This is a genomic window from Aerococcaceae bacterium zg-252 (assembly GCA_016237705.1).
Lineage (GTDB): Bacteria > Bacillota > Bacilli > Lactobacillales > Aerococcaceae > Globicatella > Globicatella yangjingiae.
Genome location: CP066204.1, coordinates 81,662 through 108,319 on the forward strand (window position 1 = coordinate 81,662; position 26,658 = coordinate 108,319).

37 protein-coding genes are annotated in these 26,658 nt (G+C 36.9%); all 37 read left to right on the forward strand.

Features of this window, described 5'->3' with window-relative positions; all coding sequences use genetic code 11:
- Positions 1-47: 47 nt before the first annotated feature.
- Positions 48-1,361, forward strand: coding sequence for a uracil permease (locus JDW14_00430; protein ID QQD65629.1), 1,314 nt, complete (start codon positions 48-50; stop codon positions 1,359-1,361).
- A gap of 277 nt (positions 1,362-1,638) precedes the next feature.
- Positions 1,639-2,517, forward strand: coding sequence for a branched-chain amino acid ABC transporter permease (locus tag JDW14_00435; GenBank protein ID QQD65630.1), 879 nt, complete (start codon positions 1,639-1,641; stop codon positions 2,515-2,517).
- Positions 2,518-2,526: 9 nt separating this feature from the next.
- On the forward strand, positions 2,527-3,495 hold the full coding sequence (locus JDW14_00440) for a branched-chain amino acid ABC transporter permease (GenBank protein QQD65631.1): 969 nt from the start codon (positions 2,527-2,529) through the stop codon (positions 3,493-3,495).
- On the forward strand, positions 3,492-4,265 hold the full coding sequence (locus tag JDW14_00445; protein ID QQD65632.1) for an ABC transporter ATP-binding protein: 774 nt from the start codon (positions 3,492-3,494) through the stop codon (positions 4,263-4,265). Before JDW14_00440 ends, JDW14_00445 begins: the two co-directional genes overlap by 4 nt.
- Positions 4,266-4,269: 4 nt before the next feature.
- Positions 4,270-4,974, forward strand: a complete 705-nt coding sequence (locus JDW14_00450) for an ABC transporter ATP-binding protein (protein QQD65633.1) — start codon at positions 4,270-4,272, stop codon at positions 4,972-4,974.
- A 5-nt stretch (positions 4,975-4,979) separates the two neighbouring features.
- A complete protein-coding gene (locus JDW14_00455) occupies positions 4,980-5,627 on the forward strand; it encodes a CBS domain-containing protein (GenBank protein QQD65634.1) in 648 nt (215 codons plus the stop codon).
- A 196-nt stretch (positions 5,628-5,823) separates the two neighbouring features.
- A complete protein-coding gene (locus JDW14_00460) occupies positions 5,824-6,939 on the forward strand; it encodes a sensor histidine kinase (protein QQD65635.1) in 1,116 nt (371 codons plus the stop codon).
- Between the two features lie 18 nt (positions 6,940-6,957).
- Positions 6,958-7,596: a response regulator transcription factor gene (locus tag JDW14_00465; protein QQD65636.1), complete on the forward strand. Its 639-nt coding sequence runs from the start codon at positions 6,958-6,960 to the stop codon at positions 7,594-7,596.
- A gap of 188 nt (positions 7,597-7,784) precedes the next feature.
- A complete protein-coding gene (locus JDW14_00470) occupies positions 7,785-8,723 on the forward strand; it encodes an ABC transporter ATP-binding protein (protein QQD65637.1) in 939 nt (312 codons plus the stop codon).
- Between the two features lie 5 nt (positions 8,724-8,728).
- Positions 8,729-9,886 (forward strand): ABC transporter permease, encoded by a 1,158-nt coding sequence (locus JDW14_00475; protein QQD65638.1) that lies wholly within the window; start codon positions 8,729-8,731, stop codon positions 9,884-9,886.
- Positions 9,887-9,889: 3 nt separating this feature from the next.
- Complete coding sequence (locus JDW14_00480; protein QQD65639.1) at positions 9,890-11,002, forward strand: ABC transporter permease; 1,113 nt, start codon at positions 9,890-9,892, stop codon at positions 11,000-11,002.
- Between the two features lie 301 nt (positions 11,003-11,303).
- Positions 11,304-11,723 carry a 30S ribosomal protein S12 gene (gene rpsL / locus JDW14_00485; protein QQD65640.1) on the forward strand — a complete coding sequence of 140 codons (420 nt, stop codon included), beginning with the start codon at positions 11,304-11,306 and terminating at the stop codon, positions 11,721-11,723.
- A gap of 41 nt (positions 11,724-11,764) precedes the next feature.
- Positions 11,765-12,235, forward strand: a complete 471-nt coding sequence (gene rpsG, locus JDW14_00490) for a 30S ribosomal protein S7 (protein ID QQD65641.1) — start codon at positions 11,765-11,767, stop codon at positions 12,233-12,235.
- Positions 12,236-12,324: 89 nt separating this feature from the next.
- Positions 12,325-14,415, forward strand: coding sequence for an elongation factor G (fusA, locus tag JDW14_00495; protein ID QQD65642.1), 2,091 nt, complete (start codon positions 12,325-12,327; stop codon positions 14,413-14,415).
- Between the two features lie 144 nt (positions 14,416-14,559).
- On the forward strand, positions 14,560-15,747 hold the full coding sequence (gene tuf, locus JDW14_00500) for an elongation factor Tu (protein ID QQD65643.1): 1,188 nt from the start codon (positions 14,560-14,562) through the stop codon (positions 15,745-15,747).
- A 191-nt stretch (positions 15,748-15,938) separates the two neighbouring features.
- Positions 15,939-17,189 (forward strand): mechanosensitive ion channel, encoded by a 1,251-nt coding sequence (locus JDW14_00505; GenBank protein QQD65644.1) that lies wholly within the window; start codon positions 15,939-15,941, stop codon positions 17,187-17,189.
- 310 nt (positions 17,190-17,499) lie between these two features.
- The gene (rpsJ, locus tag JDW14_00510; GenBank protein QQD65645.1) at positions 17,500-17,808 is read left to right on the forward strand and encodes a 30S ribosomal protein S10; all 309 of its coding nucleotides are present in this window, start codon (positions 17,500-17,502) and stop codon (positions 17,806-17,808) included.
- Between the two features lie 24 nt (positions 17,809-17,832).
- Positions 17,833-18,468 carry a 50S ribosomal protein L3 gene (gene rplC / locus JDW14_00515; protein ID QQD65646.1) on the forward strand — a complete coding sequence of 212 codons (636 nt, stop codon included), beginning with the start codon at positions 17,833-17,835 and terminating at the stop codon, positions 18,466-18,468.
- A 27-nt stretch (positions 18,469-18,495) separates the two neighbouring features.
- Complete coding sequence (gene rplD / locus JDW14_00520) at positions 18,496-19,119, forward strand: 50S ribosomal protein L4 (GenBank protein ID QQD65647.1); 624 nt, start codon at positions 18,496-18,498, stop codon at positions 19,117-19,119.
- Positions 19,119-19,415: a 50S ribosomal protein L23 gene (gene rplW / locus JDW14_00525; GenBank protein ID QQD65648.1), complete on the forward strand. Its 297-nt coding sequence runs from the start codon at positions 19,119-19,121 to the stop codon at positions 19,413-19,415. Before rplD ends, rplW begins: the two co-directional genes overlap by 1 nt.
- Positions 19,416-19,454: 39 nt before the next feature.
- Positions 19,455-20,285 carry a 50S ribosomal protein L2 gene (rplB, locus tag JDW14_00530; protein QQD65649.1) on the forward strand — a complete coding sequence of 277 codons (831 nt, stop codon included), beginning with the start codon at positions 19,455-19,457 and terminating at the stop codon, positions 20,283-20,285.
- A 40-nt stretch (positions 20,286-20,325) separates the two neighbouring features.
- Positions 20,326-20,607 (forward strand): 30S ribosomal protein S19, encoded by a 282-nt coding sequence (gene rpsS, locus JDW14_00535; protein QQD65650.1) that lies wholly within the window; start codon positions 20,326-20,328, stop codon positions 20,605-20,607.
- Between the two features lie 18 nt (positions 20,608-20,625).
- The gene (rplV, locus tag JDW14_00540; GenBank protein QQD65651.1) at positions 20,626-20,982 is read left to right on the forward strand and encodes a 50S ribosomal protein L22; all 357 of its coding nucleotides are present in this window, start codon (positions 20,626-20,628) and stop codon (positions 20,980-20,982) included.
- 3 nt (positions 20,983-20,985) lie between these two features.
- Complete coding sequence (rpsC, locus tag JDW14_00545; GenBank protein ID QQD65652.1) at positions 20,986-21,642, forward strand: 30S ribosomal protein S3; 657 nt, start codon at positions 20,986-20,988, stop codon at positions 21,640-21,642.
- A gap of 3 nt (positions 21,643-21,645) precedes the next feature.
- Positions 21,646-22,080, forward strand: a complete 435-nt coding sequence (gene rplP, locus JDW14_00550; protein QQD65653.1) for a 50S ribosomal protein L16 — start codon at positions 21,646-21,648, stop codon at positions 22,078-22,080.
- Positions 22,070-22,264, forward strand: a complete 195-nt coding sequence (gene rpmC, locus JDW14_00555) for a 50S ribosomal protein L29 (GenBank protein ID QQD65654.1) — start codon at positions 22,070-22,072, stop codon at positions 22,262-22,264. Before rplP ends, rpmC begins: the two co-directional genes overlap by 11 nt.
- 27 nt (positions 22,265-22,291) lie before the next feature.
- On the forward strand, positions 22,292-22,558 hold the full coding sequence (gene rpsQ / locus JDW14_00560; GenBank protein ID QQD65655.1) for a 30S ribosomal protein S17: 267 nt from the start codon (positions 22,292-22,294) through the stop codon (positions 22,556-22,558).
- A gap of 32 nt (positions 22,559-22,590) precedes the next feature.
- Entirely contained in the window at positions 22,591-22,959 is a 369-nt protein-coding gene (gene rplN / locus JDW14_00565; protein QQD65656.1) for a 50S ribosomal protein L14, read from the forward strand.
- A 25-nt stretch (positions 22,960-22,984) separates the two neighbouring features.
- On the forward strand, positions 22,985-23,287 hold the full coding sequence (gene rplX / locus JDW14_00570) for a 50S ribosomal protein L24 (GenBank protein ID QQD65657.1): 303 nt from the start codon (positions 22,985-22,987) through the stop codon (positions 23,285-23,287).
- A gap of 24 nt (positions 23,288-23,311) precedes the next feature.
- Positions 23,312-23,854, forward strand: a complete 543-nt coding sequence (gene rplE, locus JDW14_00575) for a 50S ribosomal protein L5 (GenBank protein QQD65658.1) — start codon at positions 23,312-23,314, stop codon at positions 23,852-23,854.
- A gap of 19 nt (positions 23,855-23,873) precedes the next feature.
- Positions 23,874-24,059: a type Z 30S ribosomal protein S14 gene (locus JDW14_00580; protein QQD65659.1), complete on the forward strand. Its 186-nt coding sequence runs from the start codon at positions 23,874-23,876 to the stop codon at positions 24,057-24,059.
- A gap of 30 nt (positions 24,060-24,089) precedes the next feature.
- Entirely contained in the window at positions 24,090-24,488 is a 399-nt protein-coding gene (gene rpsH, locus JDW14_00585; GenBank protein ID QQD65660.1) for a 30S ribosomal protein S8, read from the forward strand.
- 37 nt (positions 24,489-24,525) lie between these two features.
- Positions 24,526-25,062 carry a 50S ribosomal protein L6 gene (gene rplF / locus JDW14_00590; GenBank protein ID QQD65661.1) on the forward strand — a complete coding sequence of 179 codons (537 nt, stop codon included), beginning with the start codon at positions 24,526-24,528 and terminating at the stop codon, positions 25,060-25,062.
- A 53-nt stretch (positions 25,063-25,115) separates the two neighbouring features.
- Positions 25,116-25,469 (forward strand): 50S ribosomal protein L18, encoded by a 354-nt coding sequence (gene rplR, locus JDW14_00595; protein ID QQD65662.1) that lies wholly within the window; start codon positions 25,116-25,118, stop codon positions 25,467-25,469.
- Between the two features lie 20 nt (positions 25,470-25,489).
- Entirely contained in the window at positions 25,490-25,993 is a 504-nt protein-coding gene (rpsE, locus tag JDW14_00600; protein QQD65663.1) for a 30S ribosomal protein S5, read from the forward strand.
- A 12-nt stretch (positions 25,994-26,005) separates the two neighbouring features.
- Positions 26,006-26,185, forward strand: coding sequence for a 50S ribosomal protein L30 (gene rpmD, locus JDW14_00605; GenBank protein ID QQD65664.1), 180 nt, complete (start codon positions 26,006-26,008; stop codon positions 26,183-26,185).
- A gap of 32 nt (positions 26,186-26,217) precedes the next feature.
- Positions 26,218-26,658 carry a 50S ribosomal protein L15 gene (gene rplO, locus JDW14_00610; protein QQD65665.1) on the forward strand — a complete coding sequence of 147 codons (441 nt, stop codon included), beginning with the start codon at positions 26,218-26,220 and terminating at the stop codon, positions 26,656-26,658.

Consider the following 26,658-nt stretch of genomic DNA (forward strand, 5'->3'; position numbering starts at 1 on the left):
GAAGTGGACGTCAAGCCAACCCGAACGAGCCGGAATAAGAAGGAGAGATGACAATGGAAACAAAACAAAAGAACCAACTATTGCTTGAGGTGCATGAAAAGCCTGAATTTATCCCAGGCTTACTATTGAGTTTTCAGCATGTGTTTGCGATGTTTGGTGCAACGATTTTAGTGCCGTTAATCTTAGGAATGTCGGTATCAACAGCATTATTAGCAAGTGGTATTGGGACATTGATATATATTTTAGCAACCAAAGCGCAAGTGCCTGTTTATTTAGGTTCTTCATTTGCTTACATTTCAGCAATGGCAATTGCCAAAGAAGCGATGGGTGGAGAGATTGATGCTTCGCAAACAGGGATTATGTTAGTCGGATTAGTTTATGTAGCAGTTGCTATTATTATTAAACGTACAGGAAGTGATTGGTTAAACCGCTTATTACCACCTATCGTGATTGGACCAATGATTATGGTAATTGGATTGGGTCTAGCAGGGACAGCAGTGACTAATGCAGGGTTTATTAAAGGTGGAGACTGGCGTCACGTGGCGGCTGCCATGGTAACATTTATTATTGCGATTACAATTACTGTAAAAGGGAAAGGCTTTTTACGTGTCATTCCATTCTTAATTGCGATTATTGGTGGATATTTAGCAGCTATATTACTCGGTATTGTCGATTTTACACCGGTGGCACAAGCCAGTTGGTTAGCATTTCCAGATATTAGTTTGCCATTTTCACATTCGCTATCATTTGCTAATGAATATAAAATCTATTTTGGACCAGAAGCATTCGCTATTTTACCGATTGCTATTGTTACGATTGCAGAGCATATTGGGGACCATGTGGTACTAGGTGAAATTACTAATCGTGATTATGTTAAAAAACCAGGGTTACATCGTACATTGATTGGTGACGGAGTGGCAACTTTTGTTTCAGCATTGATTGGTGGGCCTGCGAATACGACTTATGGTGAAAATACAGGTGTTATCGGAATGACGCGTATCGCCAGTGTTTCAGTGATTCGTAATGCAGCATTAATTGCAATTGCATTGAGTTTCTTCGGTAAATTTACAGCATTGATTTCAACGATACCAAATGCAGTACTTGGTGGTATGGCAATTTTATTATATGGTGTTATCGCAAGTAACGGTCTGAAAGTGTTAATTCAGGCTAGAACTAATTTTGCACATTCACGTAACTTAATTATAGCGAGCGCAATGCTTGTAATTGGTTTAGGTGGTGCAGTATTAGAATTAGGTAGTGTATTAACTTTATCAGGTACAGCCTTGAGTGCGATTGTAGGCGTTTCGTTAAATGCGATTTTACCTCATGAAGATAAGGACAATATTGAAGTAGGTTTTTAATAAAATAGAATAAGCAGTGTTGGGAAATATCTCAGCACTGTTTTTTTCATTGCGATTAATAATGAAATGTAAGCGGATATCGAAAAATAGGTGAATAAAATAATCTTGAAAATCATTAGATAGATAACAATAAAATTAAAATATAATAAAAATCATCGTTGAAAAAGCAGACAGAATAAGGTATACTTCCTACATCAACATTAAATTTAGATAAGAAAAAAATAGATAGAGAATAATCAATTGGATTATTTTCGATAGGATGAAAGGACGCAGGCGTATGCAAATATTTTTTCAACAATTAGTTAATGGGATAGCGCTAGGTAGTATTTATGCGTTAGTTGCATTAGGGTACACAATGGTATATGGGACGATTCGTTTAATAAACTTTGCTCATGGCGATATTTTTATGGTAGGAGCTTTTTTTGGTTTTTATTCAGTTAGCCAATTGGGCATGAATGTCTATTTAGCGATGCTGCTTGCGATGATTTTCAGTTCTATTTTAGGTGTTATCATCGAGCGTATTGCCTATAAACCTTTACGTCGCTCGACACGTGTCGCAGCATTGATTACAGCAATTGGGGTATCTTTTTTGCTTCAAAATGCGATGATTGCCTTTGTTGGGCCTGAAGTTAAGGCATTTCCAAGTACAATAACTAATTCGATTTTCCGAGTGTTCGGTATCGTATTTAATACAAAACATATTTTAGTATTGGTTATTACGGTATTATTAATGATTTTACTTCAAGTGATTGTCAAATATACAAAAATGGGTAAAGCGATGCGAGCTGTTGCCGTCGATGCAGAAGCAGCACAATTAATGGGAATTAATGTTGACCGAGTTATCTCATTCACTTTTGCGATAGGGTCTGGTTTAGCCGGAATTGCTGGTGTCTTAGTTGGGGTTTATTATAACTCAGTGTCGCCAACAATGGGGGTAACTTATGGATTAAAAGCCTTTGTTGCTGCAGTAGTCGGTGGAGTTGGAAGTATTCCTGGTGCCATGGTTGGTGGTTATTTAATTGGGGTATTGGAAACATTAGTAACTGTATTGGGATTGTCGACTTATCGTGAAGCGGCCGTTTATGGATTATTGATTGTCATTTTATTAGTGCTGCCAGCTGGTTTATTTGGCAAAAATGTTAAAGAGAAAGTATAGGTGAATCAAATGCAACGACTACATGTTAAAAATATTGTATGGATTCTAGCTGCAATTGCAGGTTTTATCTTATTGAACACTCTAGTAGACATGGGAGTTATCAATAAGTTTTATCAAATCACATTGGTCCGTATTATGATTAATATTATCTTCGCTGTCGGATTAAACTTAGTGCTCGGTGTAGCAGGGCAATTTTCTCTTGGGCATGCGGGTTTTATTGCGATAGGTGGTTATGCAGGAGCTATTTTTAGTAAAGCATATGAAAATAGCTTGCAAGGAATGTTTATTGGAATGGCAGTAGGTGTCGTTATTTCGATATTGCTCGCTTTAATTGTCGGCATTCCAACATTGCGTTTGAAAGGTGATTACTTAGCGATTGCGACACTTGGGGTAGCAGAAATTGTGCGTGTATTCATCAATAATATGAAAGAAATAACAAATGGAGCGGCTGGTATCAGTGGGATTCCGATTGTGAGTACATGGCAAATGATTTATGTATTTTTAGTGATTACCACGATTTTTGTTCTCAATTATGTTTACAGTAGTGCTGGGCGAGCAACTATGGCTATTCAACAAGATGAAATTGCAGCTGAAGCTATGGGGGTTAATGTTACTAAATATAAAGTTATTGCTTTTGTTATCGGTGCGATTACAGCAAGTATTGCCGGAACTTTGAATGCTAATTATATCGGTATCGTAACACCGGGTGACTATACATTTAATAAATCAATTGACGTGTTAATTATTGTAGTATTTGGTGGGATTGGAAGTTTTACAGGTTCATTTGTAGCAGCGATTTTATTAGGTTTACTTAATGTGGTGTTACAAGATTATGGACAATTGCGAATGATTATTTACGGAGTAGCCGTTATTTTAATTATGATTTTTAGACCAGGTGGCTTGCTTGGTACGTCAGAATTACGCCTTGGCTCACTTGTTAGCAAATGGGTTAAAGGTAATAAGGAGGTAGTAAGATGAGTTTACTAGAAGTGAATCAATTAACTAAAAATTTTGGTGGATTATCTGCTGTTTCCAATGTTTCCATGTATTTAGATAAACATGAATTGGTTGGATTAATTGGACCTAATGGGGCAGGAAAAACAACTTTCTTTAATTTATTAACAGGTGTTTATGTGCCGACAGAAGGTGAAATTAAAATTCAAACGGATAAAGGTGAAAAAATACTGAATGGTGTTAAACCAGATAAAATTAGTAGCTATGGTTTAGCACGTACTTTTCAAAATATTCGTTTATTTAAAGACCAAACGGTAGTCGAAAATGTTATGATTGCAATGCATCGTGAACAATCAGATTCTTTATTTTCTACTTTTCTTAGAACGAAAGCCTATTACGAGACAGAGAAAAAATTACGTCAAGAGGCATTGGAATTATTGGCTATTTTCGATTTAGATAGTCTAGCTGATGAGAAAGCGAAAAATCTAGCTTATGGACAACAAAGACGTTTGGAGATTGTGCGTGCCTTAGCGACAAAGCCGAAGATTTTATTTTTAGATGAACCGGCTGCTGGAATGAATCCAAATGAGACGGCTGAATTAACAGAATTAATTGCTCAAATTCGTGAGCAATTTGATTTGACTATTGTATTAATTGAGCATGATATGTCACTCGTTATGCAAATTTGTCAGCGTATCTATGTTTTGGAGTATGGGCGTTTGATTGCACATGGCACACCGGAAGAAATCAAACAAAATCCCGATGTCATTCGTGCCTATTTAGGAGGCGATTAATAAGATGTTATCAGTTAACAATTTAGTAGTAAATTATGGTATGATTAATGCTGTACAAGATGTGTCATTTGAAGTCAATCAAGGTGAAATTGTTTCATTGATTGGAGCTAATGGTGCTGGGAAATCGACAATTTTACGCACAATTTCTGGACTAGTCAAACCTGCGTCTGGTTCGATTGTATTTGATAAAAAAGATTTACAAAAAGTAAGTCCACAAAATATTGTAAAAGAAGGTCTTATTCATGTTCCAGAAGGGCGTCATGTATTTAAAGGAATGTCTGTTAAAGAAAATCTTGAAATGGGCGCTTTTTTAAGAAATGATAAAGACTCAATACAGCGTGATATTGAAGCTGTATATGAACGATTTCCGGTACTGAATGAACGTAAAAATCAAGATTCTGCTACCTTATCGGGTGGTGAGCAACAAATGCTAGCAATGGGACGTGCTTTAATGTCTAAACCACGTTTGTTATTGTTAGATGAGCCGTCTATGGGGTTGGCACCGATTTTCATTCGTGAGATTTTTAATATCATTGAAGAAATTAACCAGCAAGGAACAACAGTATTGCTGATTGAGCAAAATGCGAATATGGCTTTAGCGATTGCACATCGAGGTTACGTTTTGGAAACTGGACGAATTGTATTGAGCGGAACAGGACAAGAATTATTATCCAGTGACGAAGTTCAAAAAGCCTATCTAGGAGGATAAAACGCATGTATGTAAAAAATTATATGACAACGGATTTAATTACCATTGATTCTAACGCATCGATGATTGATGCCAGCGACTTAATGAAAAAGCATAAAATTCATCGTTTACCTGTCGTTGATGGCGGTAAATTAATTGGGTTAGTGACCAAATCAACATTGAGTAAAAATTCACCGTCAGAAGCAACTAGTTTAAGTCGTTATGAATTAAATTATTTATTGGATAAAACGAAAGTACGTGACATTATGGAGAAAAAAGTATTGCAAATTTCTCCAGATCACTTATTAGAACAAGCTGCAGTTGTAATGCGAAATGAAAATGTTGGTGTGTTGGTTGTAACGGATGAACAAGGTTTACAGGGTATCATTACAGATAAAGATATTTTTAAAGCTTTTGCCGATATTTCAGGATACAATGTGCCAGGTTCTAGTGTGGTGGTAGAAGTGGCACAAGATCGTCGTGGTGTGATTGAAGAAATCGGTGATGCACTATTAGAGTCAGATTCTAATTTAACTAATTTAGTTGTTCATCACACATCAGACGGTATTCGTGTCGTGATTCATATTGATAGCGAAAATCCACAAAATTTTGTTGATAAATTAAATCAACGTAACTTAACTGTACGTTCAATTGAAGTAAAAGAAATAGGATAATCTGTTTTTAAAAATTTTATAATAAGCGTTTGGAAATGTGGTGTTTTCAAACGCTTATTATATTGGACATGAAGTGAAGTGAACGATAAGGTAGCCAAAGTAAACCGAAATTTGTAACAAACAGCAGAAAATTATTGTATAATATTTTTGAAAATAGGGTTGAAGTAGATAAGAGTGAATCAAAGGGGTGAGAGTAATGAATGTCTATTATATTGGATTGTCAGTGGTTGCTGTCATGGAATTGCTGTATCATTTGGAAGATATACAACAACAATGGTATTTATTGGCATTGATGTTATGTTGGATTATTATCACTCAAGTGCGTCAACATTATACGTTAAATAAACAATTATTAGGCTTATCGCTCTTATTAGAGGGGATAGTGGTGGTTAGCACTTGTTATTTAAGTCAAGAGTGGCTCGTTTTATTAGTTTTTGCTAGTGGTTTACATGTATTGATGAATCGACGAATTGGTCGTTGGGCTTATATTTATCTAATCTTTTTATTGGTGAGTTCTCTGTATTTGATTGCACATTTTTCAATTGAAAAATCTTTATCGCTCATACTGATAGGCTTTGTGTGGTTAATGGTATCGTACATCAATCGACAAATGGCTGACACTGAAGAATTAATCGTGGGATACAAACAACATAATGATTCATTGACGCAACAACTAAATCAAATTGAAGTACAGTTAATGGCAGCTAAGCGAGTGGCTGCTTTAATGGAGCGTGACCGAATTTCACGAGAATTACATGACTCGATTGGGCATCGTTTATCGACAATTGTGATTCAACTTGGTGCGATAGAACGGGTCACCATGGAGGCTTTGCCAGAAGTATCGGAAATGACACGAGAATTACGTGCGTTTGCGAGTGAGGGATTGCAAGATGTACGAAAAGTAGTTCATGATATGCGACCACAACATTTAGAAGAATTATCGATTATTGTTGGATTAGAGCGTCTTTTTAATGAAGCACAACAACATGGTACATTACGGATTGTTTTTCGTCATAATACACCATTGTGGGAAATGAATCAGCAGCAAATATTAATGATTTATCGTATTGCTCAAGAATTTATTAGTAATACGCAAAAGCATGCACGAGCGAGCCAAATGAATGTATCATTGATTTTTCAAGAGAAAGAATGTATTTTTACTCTGTCTGATAATGGTGTTGGTATTCAAGAGTTGACTGAAAAAATGGGGATGAAGACGATGCGTCAACGAGCTGAAGAATTAGGTGGTAAATTTACGCTGAATAGCAAAGTTGGCGAGGGTGTGAAAGTACAAGTCGTTATACCAAAATAATGGAATGAGGGATAAGGCATGAGTGAAACAATAAAAATAGTGATAGCAGATGATGAGCAACTCATTCGCAGTGGCTTAAAACTGATGCTGAATACTTTTAGTGATATTGAAGTTGTTGGTGTAGCAAGCAATGGGCAAGAGGCATTGGAGCAATGTCAACAACATGAAGTCGATGTAGTACTAATGGATATTCGTATGCCAAAGGTTAATGGTATTGAAGGAACTAAATTAATTAAAACGCATTTTTCTAATGTGGCTGTATTAATTGTAACGACTTTTCAAGATAGTGATTATATTTTAAAGGCAATGAATGAAGGGGCATCGGGTTATTTGCTAAAAGATAGTGACTATGATGACATCTATCAAGCGATTAAAACAGTAGCAGCGAAACAAATTGTTCTCGATGCGGCTGTCACTAAGCAGTTACTACAACAGTCTAGCCCTGTAAAAAGTGAGGCAGCTGCGTCATTGTCGCAAAAAGAAATTCAATTACTGAGTGCCATTGCACATGGTTTGAATAATAAGGAAATCGCACAACAATTATTTTTGGCAGAGGGAACGGTTAAAAATAATATTAGTCAATTATTAGTAAAACTCGATTTGCGTGACCGGACGCAATTAGCGATTTTTGCGATTGAAAATGGGTTAAAAGAATAAAGAAATAGGACGGCAAGAAACGCAAATGTTAGTGTTTTTGCCGTCTTTTGTTGTGCAGATGTGCAAAAGACATAAAGTATTTGAAAATCATGACGAAAGTCACGATTGAAGATGACCAATGGCAGTCGAAATAGATAAGGATAGCCGATTATAATAAGATTAACAAATGCAAGACGGAGGAATTTAAGATGAGTTATGTAACAGTGAAAGATATTAATAAACAATTTCAACAAAAATCAGTTTTAAACAATGTTAATTTTACAATCGAAAAAGGCGAACGCTTTGGCTTGATTGGGCCGAATGGTGCGGGGAAATCAACTTTGATTGATATTATGACTGGCTTGATTGTGGCAGATAGTGGTGAGGTTATCATTGATGACATCAATATTAAAAAGGATATTCTTGCCGTTCGTAAAAAATTAGGAGTTGTACCACAAGATTTAGCGTTAATGGAAGAATTAAATGGTTACGATAATTTAATCTATTTTGGTGGTATGTATGGTTTATCCGGAAAAGAATTACAGAGCCGTGTCGATGAGCTATTAAAAACGATTGGCTTAACAGCACATGCTAAAAAGAAAGTAAAAACTTATTCAGGTGGAATGAAACGGCGTTTAAATATTGCGGCTGCTTTATTACATCGTCCAGAATTTTTAATTTTAGATGAACCGACAGTAGGGGTTGATCCACAAAGTCGCCAATATATTTTCGATTTTTTAAAGGACTTAAATGAATCTGGCACGACAATTTTATATATTTCGCATTACATGGAAGAGATTGAAGCATTATGCGACCGATTATTAATATTAGATTCGGGTTCTGAAGTAGCGTATGGAACTAAAGCTGAAGTAAAAAGTTTGGTGCGTCAGTCTAATAAGGTGAAAATTGAATTAGACTATGTATCAGAAGAAGTGTTAGCAGCGATTCAAGCATTAGATAATGGTATTTCCGAAGTGACACGAGATTTTAATCATATACATTTACTTGTTGATTCAAGTGCCTTTTCAATGATGCGATTAATTCAAGCACTGGAAGTGACGGACAGTGTCATTAAGTCACTATCGTTAGAAGATATATCATTAGAAGAAACCTTTTTACAATTGACTGGGAAATCATTAAGGGAGTAGGAGACATGATGAAGTTTTTAAATTATCTAAAAGTAGAAATATTATCGGCAGTGAAACAAGCACCGTCTCTATTGTTGGTTATCGTGGTGATGCCGTTTGCTTTAAGTTATTTCTTATCATTTACTGCAGGAATGGCTTTTAATGTCAAAGCTGAGCCACCGAAGCATTCAATTTATGTAGAAAATCCGAAGCGAACAGAACGCTCAGAGCAATTGATGACATTGATTCATCAACTGGCAGATGCTGACGTGTTTCTACTCAGTGATGATGTGACTGAAGCTGATTATCGTGTTGTGATTTCTGAAAGATTTGACCAACAAATTGAAAATGGAGAGAAACAAGCCGTTAAGATTGCGTTTAATAAAGGAAATTCGATTGCTGAAGCGGCAGCGATAAAAATCTACTTAGAGCAAATCGTTGCCATTATTGCAGAAACGAACCAATTGCAGTCAATTATCAACGAAAATAGTGACAATAAGGCAGTTGTGGAGCAAATTATTCATGAGGCACAATTAACGGCTCAAAATATTCAATACAGTGTAGAAGAAATTGATAGTCGCAATGCCTTAACAGGTGCACAATATTTTTCTGTGATATCAATCGGATATGTTTTTATGATGGTTTTAACGTCAACGGCAGTAGGTGCAGTTAAACCAGAATTAGGTGGTCTGCGAAAACGAATTGCTTTATTACCGCTAAGTAGTACCCAAAGAACGTTGTTTCAATTTTGTTCATCAACGATAATCTATGCAGTGCTCAGTTTTGTGTATATTGCATTGTGGAAAATTGTCAATTCTGAAACATTTAATGGTAATCTTTGGATTTTAATGGGGTGGGTGACATTGTTGACGATGTTTGTCAATGCAATAGGCGGTTTAGTGAGTGCATGGATAACAGAACGGTGGGCACCAGTCTTTATAAATGGGATTTCGCTCGGTTGGCTTGCTTTTTCCGGTGTGATTCCATTGAATCGAATTGGTCATAATCCGATTTTTGATTTCTTAAATAAAAATTGGGTTTATCAAATTTTTTCTGAGCCATTTATGACGATTATTAAAGGAGAATCATTTGCTCGATATACAGGATTGTTGTTATCAATTATCATCGTAATCTTGCTTTGTCTTGTAAGTCAAATAATGGTGCAAAAGAGAAGAGAGGTGTAATGTATGAGTATAGTTGAAATAATGAAATTTCATATTCGACGCATTATTACAACGCCGTCCATTATTGGTATGTTGCTTGTAATGCCATTAGGAGTGGTATTGATAATGTCGTTTGTTATATCGAGTGGTTCAACAAATGTTGTAACGAATGAAAAAGTGACAGAACCAAGTGAAAATGTTGCAACGGTTGTTTTATTGGAAGAAAATAATCAAGTATTGAAACAAGCCTTAATTGATGCTGATTTCGGAGCAAATATTTGGGAAGATAAAGAGAAAGCAGAGCAATACTTGGCACAAGGAAAAGTAGGTGTTATCTATACAGTGCCAGAAGATTTCTTAATGAATCCACAACCAGTTAAGGTACAAGTTCGTAATCAACAAGGTCGCTCGAATGCGTTTGAACAAACCTTACATCAAATTGTTTATCGCCAACAATTGAATCACGCTTTAGAGAGCAATCAACTTAAAACAAATGAAGTGAATAAAAGCATTGATAAAGAAGAGTTAGTAGTAATTGAAGCGAAAAAAGGTCAGTCACTTTCAGATTTTGTTAATGCTGGAGTGTTGATTATGCTAATCGTAGTCTATATTATGTTAGCAGGGAACACCATTGGAGCAGATTTAGTTGGTATGGGAGCAAGCAATGTGTTGCGACGTTTGATAACAACACCAAATTCAAGCTGGAAAATTATCGGAACAATTTTATTTAGCTATGCACTAGTTCTATTGGTCATCAATTCTTTGATTATCGGTTGTATTAGTTGGAAGTTCCATATCTCCACAACATTGTTATTGAGAAGTACTTGGATTGTGATATTAGCGATTATCTTCAACCTTAGTTATGCCATTGCGATGTTTAGAATCTTTAAAAATCCTAATGCAGCGTCAAATATTGGTATGCTTGGATTTATCGTATTAAATGGACTTGGCTTTATCGATAAAATTGTATCGATTCAATGGGTAAAAAATTTATCGTATCTATCTCCTTTGAAATGGATGATGATGATTTTAGATTCAGGTAATTGGTTTGTGGGTACTGTCATTATTCTCTTGTTATCGCTGGTCTTATTTACAGCTGGAACTTATAAATTAGAACATTACGTTAAACGGGCTTAAAAATTCGCACGACAAATTAGTTCAGTAGGCTAAATTTGTCGTGTGTTTTTTGAAATAAAAATACTCGATAAAAATACTAGTGAAAAATTGTAAAAAAAGTTTAGATAAGGAGTTGACGCTTATGGGTATTTATGGTACTTTAATTAAGGTGTTTTTATTTGACAGATTCCTGAATTCCAGTCGTGCTGACTGTGATAAAAACCCGAGCGTTGAAAGCAACTTTTGTTGCGAATAATTTTTTACATAAAAATGACACACTTGGATGTGTGGACTAAGATTTTAAGAGAGGAGGACCTTTTAAATGCCTACAATTAACCAATTAGTCAATAAACCGCGTAAGTCAAAAACGACTAAATCAAATTCACCGGCTTTAAATAAAGGTTACAATAGTTTCAAAAAAGCTCAAACAAATACATTCTCACCTCAAAAACGTGGTGTATGTACGCGTGTGGGTACGATGACACCTAAAAAACCTAACTCGGCTTTACGTAAGTATGCCCGTGTACGTTTATCAAACTTAATGGAAGTTACTGCATACATCCCAGGTATTGGCCACAACTTACAAGAACACAGTGTGGTATTAATCCGTGGTGGACGTGTGAAAGACTTACCAGGGGTACGTTATCATATCGTTCGTGGGGCGTTAGATACTGCAGGTGTAAACAACCGTATGCAAGGTCGTTCTAAATACGGAACAAAACGTCCAAAAGAGAAAAAATAATTTTAAAATAAATCTACAGAATTCAGAAAGGAGGATTTTGAATGCCTCGTAAAGGAGCTATTGCAAAACGTGAAGTTTTAGCAGATCCATTATACAACTCAAAATTAGTTACTCGTACAATTAACCGTTTAATGGTTGATGGAAAACGTGGAAAGGCTGCAACTATTTTATATTCAGCTTTTGATATTATCCGTGAACAAACAGGCCAAGATCCATTAGAAGTTTTTGATCAAGCAATCGAAAATATTATGCCATTATTAGAAGTTAAAGCTCGTCGTGTTGGGGGTTCTAACTACCAAGTACCAGTTGAAGTTCGTCCAGAGCGTCGTTATACTTTAGCAATTCGTTGGTTAGTAAGCTACTCTCGCTTACGTGGAGAAAAAACAATGGAAACTCGTTTAGCACGTGAAATTATGGACGCTGCAAACAATACAGGTGCTTCAGTTAAAAAACGTGAAGACACACATAAAATGGCAGAAGCGAACAAAGCGTTTGCTCACTACCGTTGGTAAAATTATTAATGACCGCATTCACCAACTTGTTTGGCGGGTGCAGTCATTTGTTGACATCTACTCAATGAACGAAAGAGGGGTAAATTTAGATGGCAAAACGAGAGTTTTCTCTTGAAAAAACACGTAATATCGGTATCATGGCCCACATCGATGCTGGTAAAACAACAACGACTGAACGTGTATTATACTATACTGGTCGTATTCATAAAATCGGTGAGACTCACGAAGGTGCTTCTCAAATGGACTGGATGGAGCAAGAGCAAGAACGTGGTATCACAATCACTTCTGCTGCGACAACAGCTCAATGGAATAACCACCGTATCAATATCATCGATACACCAGGACACGTGGACTTTACTGTTGAGGTAGAACGTTCTCTACGTGTATTAGACGGTGCCGTTGCGTTATTAGATGGTCAGTCTGGGGTTGAGCCTCAAACTGAAACTGTATGGCGTCAAGCAACTACTTATGGTGTTCCACGTATCGTATTCGTTAACAAAATGGATAAAACTGGTGCAGACTTCTTATATTCTGTACGTACAATCCATGACCGTTTACAAGCAAATGCACACCCTGTACAATTACCAATCGGTGCAGAAGATGATTTCACTGGTATCATCGACTTAGTTGAAATGAAAGCATTCAACTATACTAATGATTTAGGTACAGACATCGAAGAAATCGAAATTCCAGCTGACTACAAAGAATTAGCTGAAGAATGGCGTGCTAAGTTAGTTGAAGCAGCAGCTGATACTGACGAAGAATTAATGATGGCTTACCTAGAAGGTGAAGAAATTGACGTACCTACATTGAAAGCAGCAATCCGTAAAGCAACTGTTGCAGCGGAATTTTACCCAGTATTCTGCGGTTCAGCTTTCAAAAACAAAGGTGTTCAATTAATGTTAGACGGTGTTATTGATTACTTACCAGCACCAACTGACGTACCAGCAATTAAAGGTGTTTTACCTGGAACTGAAGAAGAAGTTGAACGTCACGCTGATGATAGTGAACCATTCTCAGCTTTAGCGTTTAAAGTTATGACTGACCCATTCGTAGGTCGTTTAACATTCTTCCGTGTGTATTCAGGAACATTACAATCTGGTTCATATGTTCAAAACTCAACTAAAGGTAAACGTGAACGTGTAGGACGTATTTTACAAATGCACGCAAACTCACGTCAAGAAATTCCAGAAGTATTCTCTGGAGATATCGCAGCAGCTGTAGGTCTTAAAGATACTACAACTGGGGATACTTTATGTGATGAGAAAAATGAAGTTATCTTAGAATCAATGGAATTCCCTGATCCAGTTATCGAAGTTGCGATTGAGCCAAACTCAAAAGCTGACCAAGATAAAATGAGTATCGCTTTACAAAAATTAGCTGAAGAAGATCCAACATTCCGAGCTTCTACAAACCACGAAACTGGTCAAACAATTATCGCTGGTATGGGTGAGTTACACTTAGATATCATCGTTGACCGTATGAAACGTGAGTTCAAAGTTGAAGCAACTGTTGGTGCACCACAAGTTTCTTACCGTGAAACATTCCGTGGTTCAACTCAAGCTGAAGGTAAATTCGTTCGTCAATCAGGTGGTAAAGGTCAATATGGTCACGTATGGATCGAATTCTCACCAAACGAAGAAGGTGCCGGATTTGAATTTGAAAACGCAATTGTCGGTGGTGTGGTTCCACGTGAATACATCCCTGCAGTTGAAGCTGGATTGAAAGATGCTATGGAAAACGGTGTATTAGCTGGATTCCCATTAGTTGATATCAAAGCTAAATTATTTGATGGATCTTACCATGATGTCGATTCATCAGAAACTGCCTTTAAAGTAGCTGCGTCTATGGCATTGAAAGCTGCAGCTAAAAAAGCTAACCCATCAATCTTAGAACCAATGATGTCTGTTGAAATTACAGTTCCAGAAGAATACTTCGGAGATGTAATGGGACACGTAAACGCTCGTCGTGGACGTGTAGAAGGTTCTGAAATTCGTGGTAATGCTCAAATCATCAAATCAATGATTCCATTATCTGAAATGTTCGGATATGCAACAACATTGCGTTCAGCAACTCAAGGTCGTGGTACATTCTCTATGACATTTGATCATTATGAAGATGTTCCAAAATCAATCGCTGAAGAAATCATTGCAAAATATGGTACAAAATCAGCTGAATAATCTTTTAAAACAGAAAGTTTAGCACAAATACATACACAGAATGGATAGTAATGATTGAAATTACTTTCCGTTCTGGTATAATAACTTATGATAGATTAACTAATCTATAAATATAGATTTCATTCTTAGGAGGAATTTAACAAAATGGCAAAAGAAAAATTTGACCGCTCAAAACCACACGTAAACGTTGGTACTTTAGGACACGTTGACCACGGTAAAACTACTTTATCTGCAGCAATCGCTACAGTATTAGCTAAAAAAGGTTTAGGACAAGCTCGTGCTTATGACCAAATCGATAACGCTCCAGAAGAAAAAGAACGTGGAATCACAATCAACACTTCTCATATCGAGTATGAAACAGAAGCTCGTCACTATGCACACGTTGACTGCCCAGGACATGCTGACTACGTTAAAAACATGATCACTGGTGCTGCTCAAATGGACGGTGCGATCTTAGTAGTATCTGCTGCTGATGGTCCAATGCCTCAAACTCGTGAGCACATCTTATTATCACGCCAAGTAGGTGTACCTTACATGGTAGTATTCTTAAACAAAGTTGATATGGTTGACGACGAAGAATTATTAGAATTAGTTGAAATGGAAGTTCGTGATTTATTATCTGAATATGACTTCCCTGGAGATGAACTTCCAGTAATCGCTGGTTCAGCTTTACGTGCTTTAGAAGGTGACGCTGATTACGAAGCTAAAGTATTAGAATTAATGGACGCTGTTGATTCTTACATTCCAGAACCAGAACGTGACACTGAAAAACCATTCATGATGCCAGTTGAGGACGTATTCTCAATCACTGGTCGTGGTACAGTTGCTACTGGACGTGTTGAACGTGGACAAGTTAAAGTTGGTGACGAAGTTGAAATCGTTGGTATTGCTGAAGAAACAAGCAAAACAACTGTAACTGGTGTTGAAATGTTCCGTAAATTATTAGATTACGCTGAAGCTGGAGATAACATTGGTGCATTATTACGTGGTGTTACACGTGACGATATCCAACGTGGTCAAGTATTAGCTAAACCAGGAACAATCACTCCTCACACTAAATTCGAAGCTGAGGTTTACGTATTATCTAAAGAAGAAGGTGGACGTCACACTCCATTCTTCGCTAACTACCGTCCTCAATTCTACTTCCGTACAACAGACGTTACAGGTGTTGTAGAATTACCAGCTGGTACAGAAATGGTAATGCCTGGTGATAACGTATCTATGACAGTAGAATTAATTCACCCAATCGCTATCGAAGACGGAACTCGTTTCTCAATTCGTGAAGGTGGACGTACTGTAGGTGCAGGTACTGTATCTAAAGTTATCGCTTAATTCATAGATTAAGACAAAAGTCAGTAAACAATGTTTACTGGCTTTTTTGTGTATTTTTTGCTATAATTATGAAAAATTTTAGTTATTAGATTGGATGATGAAAGCAATTGTTGTCTGTCTGAATTAAAGAATATAGGATGAGCGAAAGTGATTTGTAGCATCCTAAGCGAGCCAGAATAGGAGATTGAGTGATGAATATTCAAGAATTTTTTGATAAAGTAATGTCTGCATTACCTGGATTACTTGGTGCAGTGCTCTTGTTGGTATTGGCATTATTAATCGCCCTGATATTAAAGAAATTAGCAATTAAAGGGTTAGAACGGATTGATTTTGACGGAAAACTTCAGCGTTGGGGCATGTCTAAGAACATCGAAGAATCGAACACCTTTATTGAAACGATTGGTTCGATTATTTACTTTGCGACTATCTTATTATTTACTCCTTTTATTTTAAAAGGAATGAATATGTCCGGTGTGGTTGACCCGATTTTAGAAATGTTAATTCGCTTTTTTAATTTCATTCCGAATTTGGTAGCGTCAGGATTGATTTTATTTACCGGTTCGTACTTATGTAAGTTTATAAAATCTTTGATGCAAAATTTATTTGAAGGAATCAATGTAGACCGGTGGTATCGTAAGTTGATTGGACGTGTGCAAGAAGACGGCGAAGTGCCAGAAACACGATTAGCAGAAGTTTTATCTTCTATTATATATGTACTTATTTTCATTCCGATTTTAACAGCTGCTTTAAAATTGTTAGGTATTCGTAGTATTTCTGAGCCGATTGTATTGGTCTTGAATAATATACTCAATGCTATTCCGAATATTTTAGCAGCAGTCGCTCTAGTAGTCATCGGGAATTTTATTGCGCAATTAGTAGGAGATTTAGTTGAGAGTATGCTACGAACATCGGGGATTGATAAGTACTCTCAATATTTGAATTTCAAAGGTGAAACGACAATTTTAATTTCAAATGTTTCAGCTCAAATATTAAAGGCAGTCTTATTCATGTTTTTCTTAATTGAAGGATTATCGGTATTAGAATTAGATGTAATTAATTCGATTGGTAATTCGATTATTGATTACTTACCGTCTATTATTAGTTCCTTAATTATTTTAGCGACAGGGATTATCGGTGGAAATATATTGGCAACATTTTTAGCGAAAGTATCAGGAAGTAAATTGTTTGGTGAAATGATTCGATATGGTATTATCATTTTTGCTGTATTTATGACACTTGAACAATTGCAATTCGCAAAATCAATTGTTAATAATAGTTTTACAATTATCTTAGGAGCATTTGCAGTGGCATTTGCATTAGCTTTTGGTTTAGGCGGCAGAGAGTTTGCAGCGAAGCAATTAGAAAGAGCCAATGAAGCGTTTAAGCAAGAGTCAGAAGAGCAGCAACAATTAGTAGAACAAAAAAATAATAGTGAAAAATAAGTTTAAAGCAGAGAAATATTGTTGAAAATGACGGTGTTTCTCTGCTTAAGAATTTATTTGAAAATGAAAACGAAAACACGAAAAAACTTTTAAAAATGGCTTGATATTACGGTTTTGTTCCCTTATAATAATGATTGTGTCTGCTTGAGGGTATTTGTGTGCCCAAAAATTGACAGACCCCCTTGTAAATGCAAGGCGACAGCTAAGAAGCGAGAGGTTGTGACACACTAGGGTGAGTTGCCACAGCGTAGTGTATTAGAAATTCTTGTGGAGCAAGTCATATTTTAAATTTGACGAAGGAGGAAATAAAATGGCAAAACAAAAAATCCGTATTCGTTTGAAAGCATATGAGCATAGAGCTTTAGATGTTTCTGCGAACAAGATTGTAGAATCAGCACAGAGAACAGGAGCGAAGACAGCTGGACCAATTCCGTTACCAACAGAACGTTCATTATATACTGTCATTCGTGCGACACATAAATATAAAGATTCTCGTGAGCAATTCGAAATGCGTACACACAAACGTTTAATCGACATCATTGAACCAACTGCTAAAACAGTAGATGCTTTAATGAAATTAGATTTACCGAGTGGTGTGGATGTAGAAATTAAATTATAATAAATAAAAAATGGAGGTGTACTCATGACCAAAGGAATCTTAGGAACAAAAGTAGGGATGACACAATTTTTCACTGAAAATGGTGAGTTAATTCCAGTTACTGTAATCGAAGCTGCTCCAAACGTTGTTTTACAAGTTAAAACAGTTGAAACAGACGGTTACGAAGCTGTGCAATTAGGTTTCCAAGACATGCGTGAAGTATTGTCAAACAAACCTGCTAAAGGTCATGTAGCAAAAGCAAATGCTACTCCTAAGCGCTTCATTCGCGAGTTTCGTGATGTAGAGCTTGGAGAATATCAAGTAGGACAAGAAATCACAGTTGAAACATTCGCGGTGGGTGACATCGTCGATGTAACAGGAACATCAAAAGGTAAAGGATTCCAAGGTGCAATTAAGCGTCACGGACAAAGCCGTGGACCTATGGCACACGGTTCTCGTTACCACCGTCGTCCTGGTTCAATGGGTATGGCATCAGATGCTTCTAAAGTATTTAAAGGTAAAAACTTACCTGGACAAACTGGTGGCGACCGTGTAACAATCCAAAACTTAGAGGTTGTTGCAGTTGATGTAGAAAACAATGTAATTTTAATTAAAGGTAATGTTCCAGGAGCTAAAAAATCTTTAGTTGAAGTTAAACAAGCAATTAAAACAGTTAAATAATTAGATTAAGGAAGGAGGAACGAGAAAATGCCAAAAGTTACGTTATTTAAACAAGACGGTTCTACAGTTGGAGAAATCGAATTAAACGAAGCAGTATTTGGAATTGAGCCTAATGAAGCAGTAATGTTCGATGCAGTAATTATGCAACGTGCGTCATTACGTCAAGGTACTCACGCTGTGAAAAACAGAAGTGCAGTACGTGGTGGTGGACGCAAACCATGGAGACAAAAAGGAACTGGACGTGCACGTCAAGGTTCAACACGCTCACCACAATGGGTTGGTGGTGGAACTGTATTTGGTCCAACACCTCGTTCATATAGCTACAAATTACCGAAAAAAGTTCGTCGTTTAGCATTACAATCAGTGCTTTCACAAAAAGTTTTAGAAGGTAAATTAGTAGTTGTCGATTCATTATCATTCGACGCACCAAAAACTAAAGAGTTTAAACAATTCTTAAACAACATCAAAGTTGACGCTAAAACATTATTAGTATTAGAAGGCGACAACGCAAATACTTATTACTCAGCTCGTAACATCGACAACGTAAAAGTTATCGACGATAACAACGTTAACGTGTTAGATGTAATGAATTATGATACATTAATCATTACAAAAGCTGCACTTACTACAGTAGAGGAGGCTTTAGCATAATGCAATTATCAGAAGTAGTATTACGTCCGATTATTACTGAACAAACAGTTCGTTTAATGGATGAAAATAAATATACTTTCGAAGTTGACCGTCGTGCGAATAAAACTCACGTGAAACAAGCGGTAGAAGCAATGTTCGAAGGTGTTAAAGTTGCTAAAGTAAACACAATTAATGTTGACGGTAAAGCTAAACGTATGGGTCGTTACCAAGGTTTCACTCGTAAATACAAAAAAGCAATCGTAACATTAAAACCAGAATCAAAAACAATCGAATTGTTTGGCCAAGAAGCTGAATAATTTAATTCAAGAAATATGAAGAAATAGGAGGGAATTTAAGTGGCTATTAAACATTACAAACCGACCTCTAACGGCCGTCGTAATATGACAGGCTATGATTTCTCAGAAATTACAGCTTCTAAGCCAGAGAAATCTCTATTATCAAGCCAAAAACAAAAAGCAGGTCGTAATAACCAAGGTAAAATCACAGTTCGTCACCAAGGTGGTGGAAATAAACGTGCTTACCGTGTGATCGACTTCAAACGTAATAAAGATGGTGTTATCGGAACAATCGCTACAATCGAGTACGATCCAAACCGTTCAGCAAACATCGCTTTAGTACATTATGAAGACGGTATTAAAACATACATTATCGCACCTAAAGGCTTGAAAGTAGGTCAAAAAATTGAGTCAGGTGCTGATGCAGATATTCAAATCGGAAATGCATTGCCATTAGCAAACATTCCAGTAGGTTCTGTTATCCACAATATCGAATTAAAACCTGGTAAAGGTGCTCAGTTAATTCGTTCAGCAGGAACAAGTGCTCAAGTATTAGGTCACGAAGGTAAATACACTTTAGTTCGTTTGAACTCAGGTGAAGTGCGTATGATTTTATCAACTTGTCGTGCAACAATCGGTACTGTTGGTAATGAACAACACGAATTAATTAACATTGGTAAAGCAGGTCGTTCTCGTTGGATGTCTAAACGTCCTGAAGTACGTGGATCTGTAATGAACCCGAATGATCACCCACACGGTGGTGGTGAAGGTCGTGCACCTATCGGTCGTAAATCTCCAATGTCACCATGGGGTAAACCAACACTTGGTAGAAAAACTCGTAATACTAAGAAAAAATCTAGCAAGTTAATCATCCGTGGACGTAAAAAATAGAAACTAGATAATATCGAAAAAACCGAAGGGAGGCTACACTGTGAGTCGTAGTTTGAAAAAAGGGCCTTTCGTTGATGCTCATTTAATGAAAAAAGTTGAAGAGCAAAATGAAAGCAGCAAAAAACAAGTAATCAAGACATGGTCACGTCGTTCAACAATCTTCCCTAATTTTATTGGGTTAACAATTGCTGTATATGATGGACGCAAACATGTACCAGTGTATGTTCAAGAAGATATGGTTGGACATAAATTAGGTGAATTTGTCCCAACTCGTACATATAAAGGACATGCTGCTGACGATAAAAAGACTAAGAAACGCTAATTGAAGGAGGAATAAAAGATGTCAGAACAAATTACATCTGCAAAAGCAATCGCTAAAACAGTTCGTATTGCCCCTCGTAAGGTTCGTTTAGTAGTCGATCTTATTAGAGGTAAGCAAATTGGTGAAGCAATGGCGATTTTAAAATTCACGCCAAGAGCTGCATCTCCAATTGTAGAAAAAGTATTAAAATCAGCTATTGCAAATGCTGAACATAACTATGATTTAGATTTAGAAAACTTATACGTAAGTGAAGCGTACGTTAATGAAGGACCAACACTTAAACGTTTCCGTCCACGTGCGAAAGGATCAGCTTCGCCAATCAACAAACGTACAAGCCACATTACAGTTGTGGTATCAGAAAAAGAGGAGGCTTAATCAATGGGTCAAAAAGTACATCCAATTGGTATGCGTGTAGGCATCATCCGTGATTGGGATGCTAAATGGTATGCTGATAAACAGTATGCTGAATTTTTACACGAAGATTTACGCATCCGTAAATTCTTATACAAAAAATTAGCAGATGCCTCTGTATCAACAATTCAAATCGAACGTGCATCTAACCGTGTTGTTGTGACTATCCACACTGCTAAACCAGGTATGGTTATCGGTAAAGGTGGCGCTGAAGTTGATGCAATTCGCGCTGAATTAAATAAATTAACAGACAAAAAAGTACACATTAACATTGTGGAAATTAAAAAACCTGAATTAGACGCAAAATTAGTTGCTGAAGACATTGCGCGTCAATTAGAAAACCGTGTAGCATTCCGTCGTGCTCAAAAACAAGCGATTCAACGTACAATGAAAGCTGGCGCTCAAGGAATTAAAACAATGGTTTCTGGTCGTTTAAATGGTGCAGATATGGCTCGTACTGAAAGCTATTCTGAAGGAACTGTTCCTTTACATACATTACGTTCAGACATTGACTACGCTTGGGAAGAAGCAGATACTACATACGGTAAATTAGGAATTAAAGTATGGATTTGTCGTGGTGAAATCTTACCACAACGCAACAACTCTGAGAAAGGAGGGAACTAATCAATGTTAGTACCAAAACGTGTAAAACACCGTCGTGAATTCCGTGGTAAAATGCGTGGAGAAGCAAAAGGTGGTAAACAAATCGATTTCGGGACTTATGGTTTACGTGCAACTGAATCTCACTGGATTACAAACCGTCAAATCGAAGCAGCCCGTATTGCAATGACTCGTTACATGAAACGTGGTGGGAAAGTATGGATTAAAATCTTCCCTCACAAATCTTATACTGCAAAAGCTATCGGGGTTCGTATGGGTTCTGGTAAAGGGGCACCTGAAGGTTGGGTTGCACCAGTTAAACGCGGTAAAATTATGTTTGAAGTAGCTGGTGTTTCTGAAGAGATTGCACGTGAAGCATTACGTTTAGCGTCTCACAAATTGCCAGTGAAAACTAAATTCGTAAAACGTGAAGAATATGGTGGTGAATCGAATGCAAATTAAAGATATTAGAGAATTATCCACTGCTGAAATGGTAGCGAAAGAGCAAGAATTTAAGAAAGAATTATTTAATCTTCGATTCCAATTAGCAACTGGACAATTAGAAAACACTGCCCGTTTACGTCAAGTACGTAAAACAATTGCTCGTATCAAAACAGTCTTGCGTGAGCAAGAGTTGTCTAAGTAACCACAGGCAAAAGGAGGCACATAAAGTATGACTGAAACACGCAATCAACGTAAAGTATACCAAGGTCGTGTTGTATCTGACAAAATGGATAAAACTATCACAGTTCAAGTAGATACTCGTAAAACACATCCTAAATACGGTAAACGCGTTAAATACTCTAAAAAATACAAAGCACATGATGAATTGAACAGTGCAAAAGAAGGCGACATCGTACGTATCATGGAAACTCGTCCATTATCTGCTACGAAACGCTTCCGCTTATTAGAGATTGTTGAAGAAGCAGTAATCATCTAATAAACAGTTAATCTGGAAGGAGGAAATCGAAAATGATTCAAACAGAAAGTCGATTAAAAGTTGCCGACAACTCAGGTGCACGTGAAGTCTTAACTATTAGAGTTTTAGGTGGATCTGGACGTAAAACTGCTAATATTGGGGATGTAATTGTTGCAACGGTTAAACATGCAACACCCGGTGGAGTTGTTAAGAAAGGTGACGTAGTCAAAGCTGTAATCGTTCGTACTAAATCAGGAGCTCGTCGTAAAGATGGTTCTTATATCAAGTTTGACGAAAATGCTTGCGTTATTATTCGTGATGATAAGAGCCCACGTGGTACGCGTATCTTTGGACCAGTTGCACGTGAATTACGTGACAACAACTACATGAAGATTGTTTCACTAGCTCCAGAAGTTCTGTAAAACTAAACGAAGGAGGAAACCAAACATGCGTATCAAAAAAGGCGACAAAGTACAATTAATTGCAGGTAAAGATAAAGGTAAACAAGGTACAGTAATCCAAACTTTACCAAAGCAAAATCGAGTTGTAGTTGAAGGCTTAAATATTGCTAAAAAACATGTAAAACCATCACAAACTGGTACAGGTGGAATTGAAGAATTCCCAGCACCAATTCACGTATCAAATGTTATGCTAGTAGATTCAAAAGGTGAAGCTACTCGTGTAGGATACCGCTTCGAAGATGGTAAAAAAGTTCGTTATTCTAAAAAATCAAACGAAACAATTAACTAATCTAAGAAGGGAGGATAACAAACAATGGTAAATCGTTTAAAAGCAAAATTTACTGAGGAAGTAACACCAAAGTTAGTTGAACAATTTGGATACACTTCAGTTATGCAAGTTCCAAAAGTAGAAAAAATCGTTGTTAACATGGGTGTTGGTGATGCTGTTTCTAATGCTAAAAACTTAGAAAAAGCAGTTGATGAATTAACTCTGTTAACAGGTCAAAAACCACTTATTACTAAAGCGAAAAAATCAATTGCTGGTTTCCGTTTACGTGAAGGTATGCCAATTGGTGCTAAAGTAACATTACGTGGTGAAAGAATGTATGACTTCTTAGATAAGTTAATTACTGTTTCATTACCGCGTGTACGTGACTTCCAAGGTGTATCAAACAAAGCGTTTGATGGTCGTGGAAACTACACATTAGGTGTTAAAGAGCAATTAATTTTCCCAGAAGTTAACTATGATCGTGTAGATAAAGTGCGTGGTATGGATATTGTTATCGTAACAACTGCACGTACCGATGAAGAAAGTCATGCTTTATTAAAAGAATTAGGCATGCCATTCAAGAAATAAGATAAGGAGGCGAATTTAATTGGCTAAAACATCAATGGTTCAAAAGAACAAACGTCAACCTAAGTTTAAAGTGCAAGAGTATACACGTTGCGAACGTTGTGGACGTCCACACTCAGTTTATCGTAAATTCAAACTTTGCCGTATTTGCTTCCGTGAACTTGCTTATAAAGGTCAAATTCCAGGCGTTAAAAAAGCTAGTTGGTAATTTAAAAGTAAAAGAGGAGGTAAACATCATATGGTTATGACAGATCCAATTGCAGATTTCTTAACACGTATTCGTAATGCGAACAGTGTTGGTCATAAGACAGTTTCTGCTCCATCTTCAAATATGAAAGTTGCGATTGCTGAAATCTTAAAAAATGAAGGTTTCATCAAAAACTATGAAGTAACTGAAGATGATAAACAAAACGAAATCAAAGTATTCTTAAAATACGGACGTAATAACGAAAAAGTTATCACAGGTATTAAACGTATTTCAAAACCAGGTTTACGTGTATATGCTAAAAACGAAGAGTTACCTAAAGTATTAAATGGGTTAGGTATCGCAATTATCTCTACATCAAACGGTATTGTTACTGATAAACAAGCTCGTCAAGCTGGTGTAGGTGGCGAAGTATTAGCTTATATTTGGTAATCTAAACAACTAAATAAAATAAAGGAGGTGCAGCCCTGTGAGTCGTATCGGTAAAAAACCAGTCGTAATCCCAGCAGGCGTAACCGTAGAATTAAATGGTCATACAGTGACTGTTAAAGGACCTAAAGGCGAGTTAACTCGTGAATTAGCTCCAAGTATTAATGTTGAAATTGAAGAGAATGTTGTAACATTCTCTCGTCCAGATGATTCAAAAGAAAACCGTTCATTACACGGAACAACTCGTTCAGTGTTCAATAACATGGTTGAAGGTGTTTCAACTGGATTCAAAAAAGAATTAAACTTAGTTGGGGTTGGGTACCGTGCTCAAAAAGCTGGTAACAAATTAACATTAAGTGTTGGTTTATCTCACCCAGTTGAATTTGAAGAAGTAGATGGCGTAAGCTTTGAAGTTCCAAACAACACTACAATTATTGTTGAAGGGTTCAACAAAGAAAGAGTTGGCGAATTAGCAGCGAATATTCGTGCCGTTCGTCCACCAGAGCCATACAAAGGTAAAGGTATTCGTTACTCTAACGAAATCGTACGTCGTAAAGAAGGTAAGACTGGTAAATAATCCAGTTAACTTCGTTTACATTTTAATAATACATAATATAAGAGGTGACAATTGTGATTACTAAACCAGATAAAAATAAAGTGCGTCGTAAACGTCACGCACGTGTAAGAAATCGTATCTCTGGTACTGCTGAGCGCCCACGCTTGAACGTATTCCGTTCGAATACACACATCTACGCTCAATTAATTGATGACGTAGCGGGTGTGACGCTTGCAAGTGCCTCTAGTAATGAAAAATCAATAGCAGGAACTAAAGTTGAACAAGCTGCTGCTGTTGGTAAATTAGTAGCTGAACGTGCAGTTGAAAAAGGTCATAAAGTTGTTGTATTTGACCGTGGTGGATACTTATACCATGGCCGTGTAAAAGCTTTAGCTGAAGCTGCTCGTGAAAACGGCTTAGAATTTTAAGAAAAGGAGGACATCGATTCATGGTATTTATTAATCCAGCTAATTTAGAAAATCTTGAAGAGCGTTTAGTTACGATTAACCGTGTTACTAAAGTAGTAAAAGGTGGACGTCGTTTACGTTTCTCTGCATTAGTAGTAGTCGGCGACCGTAATGGTCACGTTGGTTTCGGAACTGGTAAAGCTCAAGAAGTTCCAGAAGCTATTCGTAAAGCTGTTGAAGATGCTAAAAAGAACTTAATCGCTGTACCAATGACAGGAACAACAATTCCTCATGAAGTAATTGGTGAATTCTGTGGTGGTCGTGTACTTCTTAAACCAGCAACAGCCGGTTCTGGAGTTGCTGCCGGAGGTCCTGTACGTGCCGTTGTCGAATTGGCAGGGGTAGCGGATATTACTTCTAAATCATTAGGTTCAAACACACCAATCAACATGATTCGTGCAACTGTTGAAGGTTTAAAACAATTAAAAGTTGCTGAAGAAGTTGCTGCATTACGTGGTAAAACAGTAGAAGAAATCTTAGGTTAGGAGGACAATTAAATGGCGAACTTATCAATCACATTAAAACGTAGCTTAATTGGACGTCCTAAAAACCAAATCGCAACTGCTAAAGCTTTAGGTTTAACTAAACCACATAAAACTGTGGTAAAACCTGATAACGTAGCAATTCGTGGTATGGTGAATACGATTAGTCATTTAGTAGAAGTTAAAGAAGCATAATTTAAAAATTTTTAACAAGGAGGTGCCCAAGGATGAAACTTCATACATTAAAACCGGTAGAAGGCTCACGTAAAGAACGTAACCGTGTTGGTCGTGGTCAAGGTTCTGGTAATGGTAAAACTGCTGGACGTGGTCAAAAAGGTCAAAAAGCTCGTTCTGGTGGTGGCGTACGTTTAGGATTCGAGGGTGGACAAAACCCATTATTCCGTCGTTTACCAAAACGTGGATTTAACAATATCAACCGTAAAGAATATGCGATTGTTAATGTTGAAACATTAAACCGTTTTGAAGATGGCACAACAGTAACACCAGCTTTATTAATTGAAGCAGGCATTATTAAAAAAGAGCTTTCAGGTGTTAAAATTCTAGGTGAAGGACAACTGGAAAGAAAGTTAACTGTTCAAGCGGTTAAATTCTCCAAAGGTGCAGAAGAAGCAATTACTGCAGCTGGTGGATCAATCGAGGTGATCTAA

Coding starts and splice junctions, on each gene's coding strand:
- JDW14_00430 (QQD65629.1), top strand. CDS start 48: ATGACAATGGAAACAAAACAAAAGAACCAACTATTGCTTGAGGTGCAT.
- JDW14_00435 (QQD65630.1), top strand. CDS start 1,639: ATGCAAATATTTTTTCAACAATTAGTTAATGGGATAGCGCTAGGTAGT.
- JDW14_00440 (QQD65631.1), top strand. CDS start 2,527: ATGCAACGACTACATGTTAAAAATATTGTATGGATTCTAGCTGCAATT.
- JDW14_00445 (QQD65632.1), top strand. CDS start 3,492: ATGAGTTTACTAGAAGTGAATCAATTAACTAAAAATTTTGGTGGATTA.
- JDW14_00450 (QQD65633.1), top strand. CDS start 4,270: ATGTTATCAGTTAACAATTTAGTAGTAAATTATGGTATGATTAATGCT.
- JDW14_00455 (QQD65634.1), top strand. CDS start 4,980: ATGTATGTAAAAAATTATATGACAACGGATTTAATTACCATTGATTCT.
- JDW14_00460 (QQD65635.1), top strand. CDS start 5,824: ATGAATGTCTATTATATTGGATTGTCAGTGGTTGCTGTCATGGAATTG.
- JDW14_00465 (QQD65636.1), top strand. CDS start 6,958: ATGAGTGAAACAATAAAAATAGTGATAGCAGATGATGAGCAACTCATT.
- JDW14_00470 (QQD65637.1), top strand. CDS start 7,785: ATGAGTTATGTAACAGTGAAAGATATTAATAAACAATTTCAACAAAAA.
- JDW14_00475 (QQD65638.1), top strand. CDS start 8,729: ATGATGAAGTTTTTAAATTATCTAAAAGTAGAAATATTATCGGCAGTG.
- JDW14_00480 (QQD65639.1), top strand. CDS start 9,890: ATGAGTATAGTTGAAATAATGAAATTTCATATTCGACGCATTATTACA.
- rpsL (QQD65640.1), top strand. CDS start 11,304: ATGCCTACAATTAACCAATTAGTCAATAAACCGCGTAAGTCAAAAACG.
- rpsG (QQD65641.1), top strand. CDS start 11,765: ATGCCTCGTAAAGGAGCTATTGCAAAACGTGAAGTTTTAGCAGATCCA.
- fusA (QQD65642.1), top strand. CDS start 12,325: ATGGCAAAACGAGAGTTTTCTCTTGAAAAAACACGTAATATCGGTATC.
- tuf (QQD65643.1), top strand. CDS start 14,560: ATGGCAAAAGAAAAATTTGACCGCTCAAAACCACACGTAAACGTTGGT.
- JDW14_00505 (QQD65644.1), top strand. CDS start 15,939: ATGAATATTCAAGAATTTTTTGATAAAGTAATGTCTGCATTACCTGGA.
- rpsJ (QQD65645.1), top strand. CDS start 17,500: ATGGCAAAACAAAAAATCCGTATTCGTTTGAAAGCATATGAGCATAGA.
- rplC (QQD65646.1), top strand. CDS start 17,833: ATGACCAAAGGAATCTTAGGAACAAAAGTAGGGATGACACAATTTTTC.
- rplD (QQD65647.1), top strand. CDS start 18,496: ATGCCAAAAGTTACGTTATTTAAACAAGACGGTTCTACAGTTGGAGAA.
- rplW (QQD65648.1), top strand. CDS start 19,119: ATGCAATTATCAGAAGTAGTATTACGTCCGATTATTACTGAACAAACA.
- rplV (QQD65651.1), top strand. CDS start 20,626: ATGTCAGAACAAATTACATCTGCAAAAGCAATCGCTAAAACAGTTCGT.
- rpsC (QQD65652.1), top strand. CDS start 20,986: ATGGGTCAAAAAGTACATCCAATTGGTATGCGTGTAGGCATCATCCGT.
- rplP (QQD65653.1), top strand. CDS start 21,646: ATGTTAGTACCAAAACGTGTAAAACACCGTCGTGAATTCCGTGGTAAA.
- rpmC (QQD65654.1), top strand. CDS start 22,070: ATGCAAATTAAAGATATTAGAGAATTATCCACTGCTGAAATGGTAGCG.
- rpsQ (QQD65655.1), top strand. CDS start 22,292: ATGACTGAAACACGCAATCAACGTAAAGTATACCAAGGTCGTGTTGTA.
- rplN (QQD65656.1), top strand. CDS start 22,591: ATGATTCAAACAGAAAGTCGATTAAAAGTTGCCGACAACTCAGGTGCA.
- rplX (QQD65657.1), top strand. CDS start 22,985: ATGCGTATCAAAAAAGGCGACAAAGTACAATTAATTGCAGGTAAAGAT.
- rplE (QQD65658.1), top strand. CDS start 23,312: ATGGTAAATCGTTTAAAAGCAAAATTTACTGAGGAAGTAACACCAAAG.
- rpsH (QQD65660.1), top strand. CDS start 24,090: ATGGTTATGACAGATCCAATTGCAGATTTCTTAACACGTATTCGTAAT.
- rpsE (QQD65663.1), top strand. CDS start 25,490: ATGGTATTTATTAATCCAGCTAATTTAGAAAATCTTGAAGAGCGTTTA.
- rpmD (QQD65664.1), top strand. CDS start 26,006: ATGGCGAACTTATCAATCACATTAAAACGTAGCTTAATTGGACGTCCT.
- rplO (QQD65665.1), top strand. CDS start 26,218: ATGAAACTTCATACATTAAAACCGGTAGAAGGCTCACGTAAAGAACGT.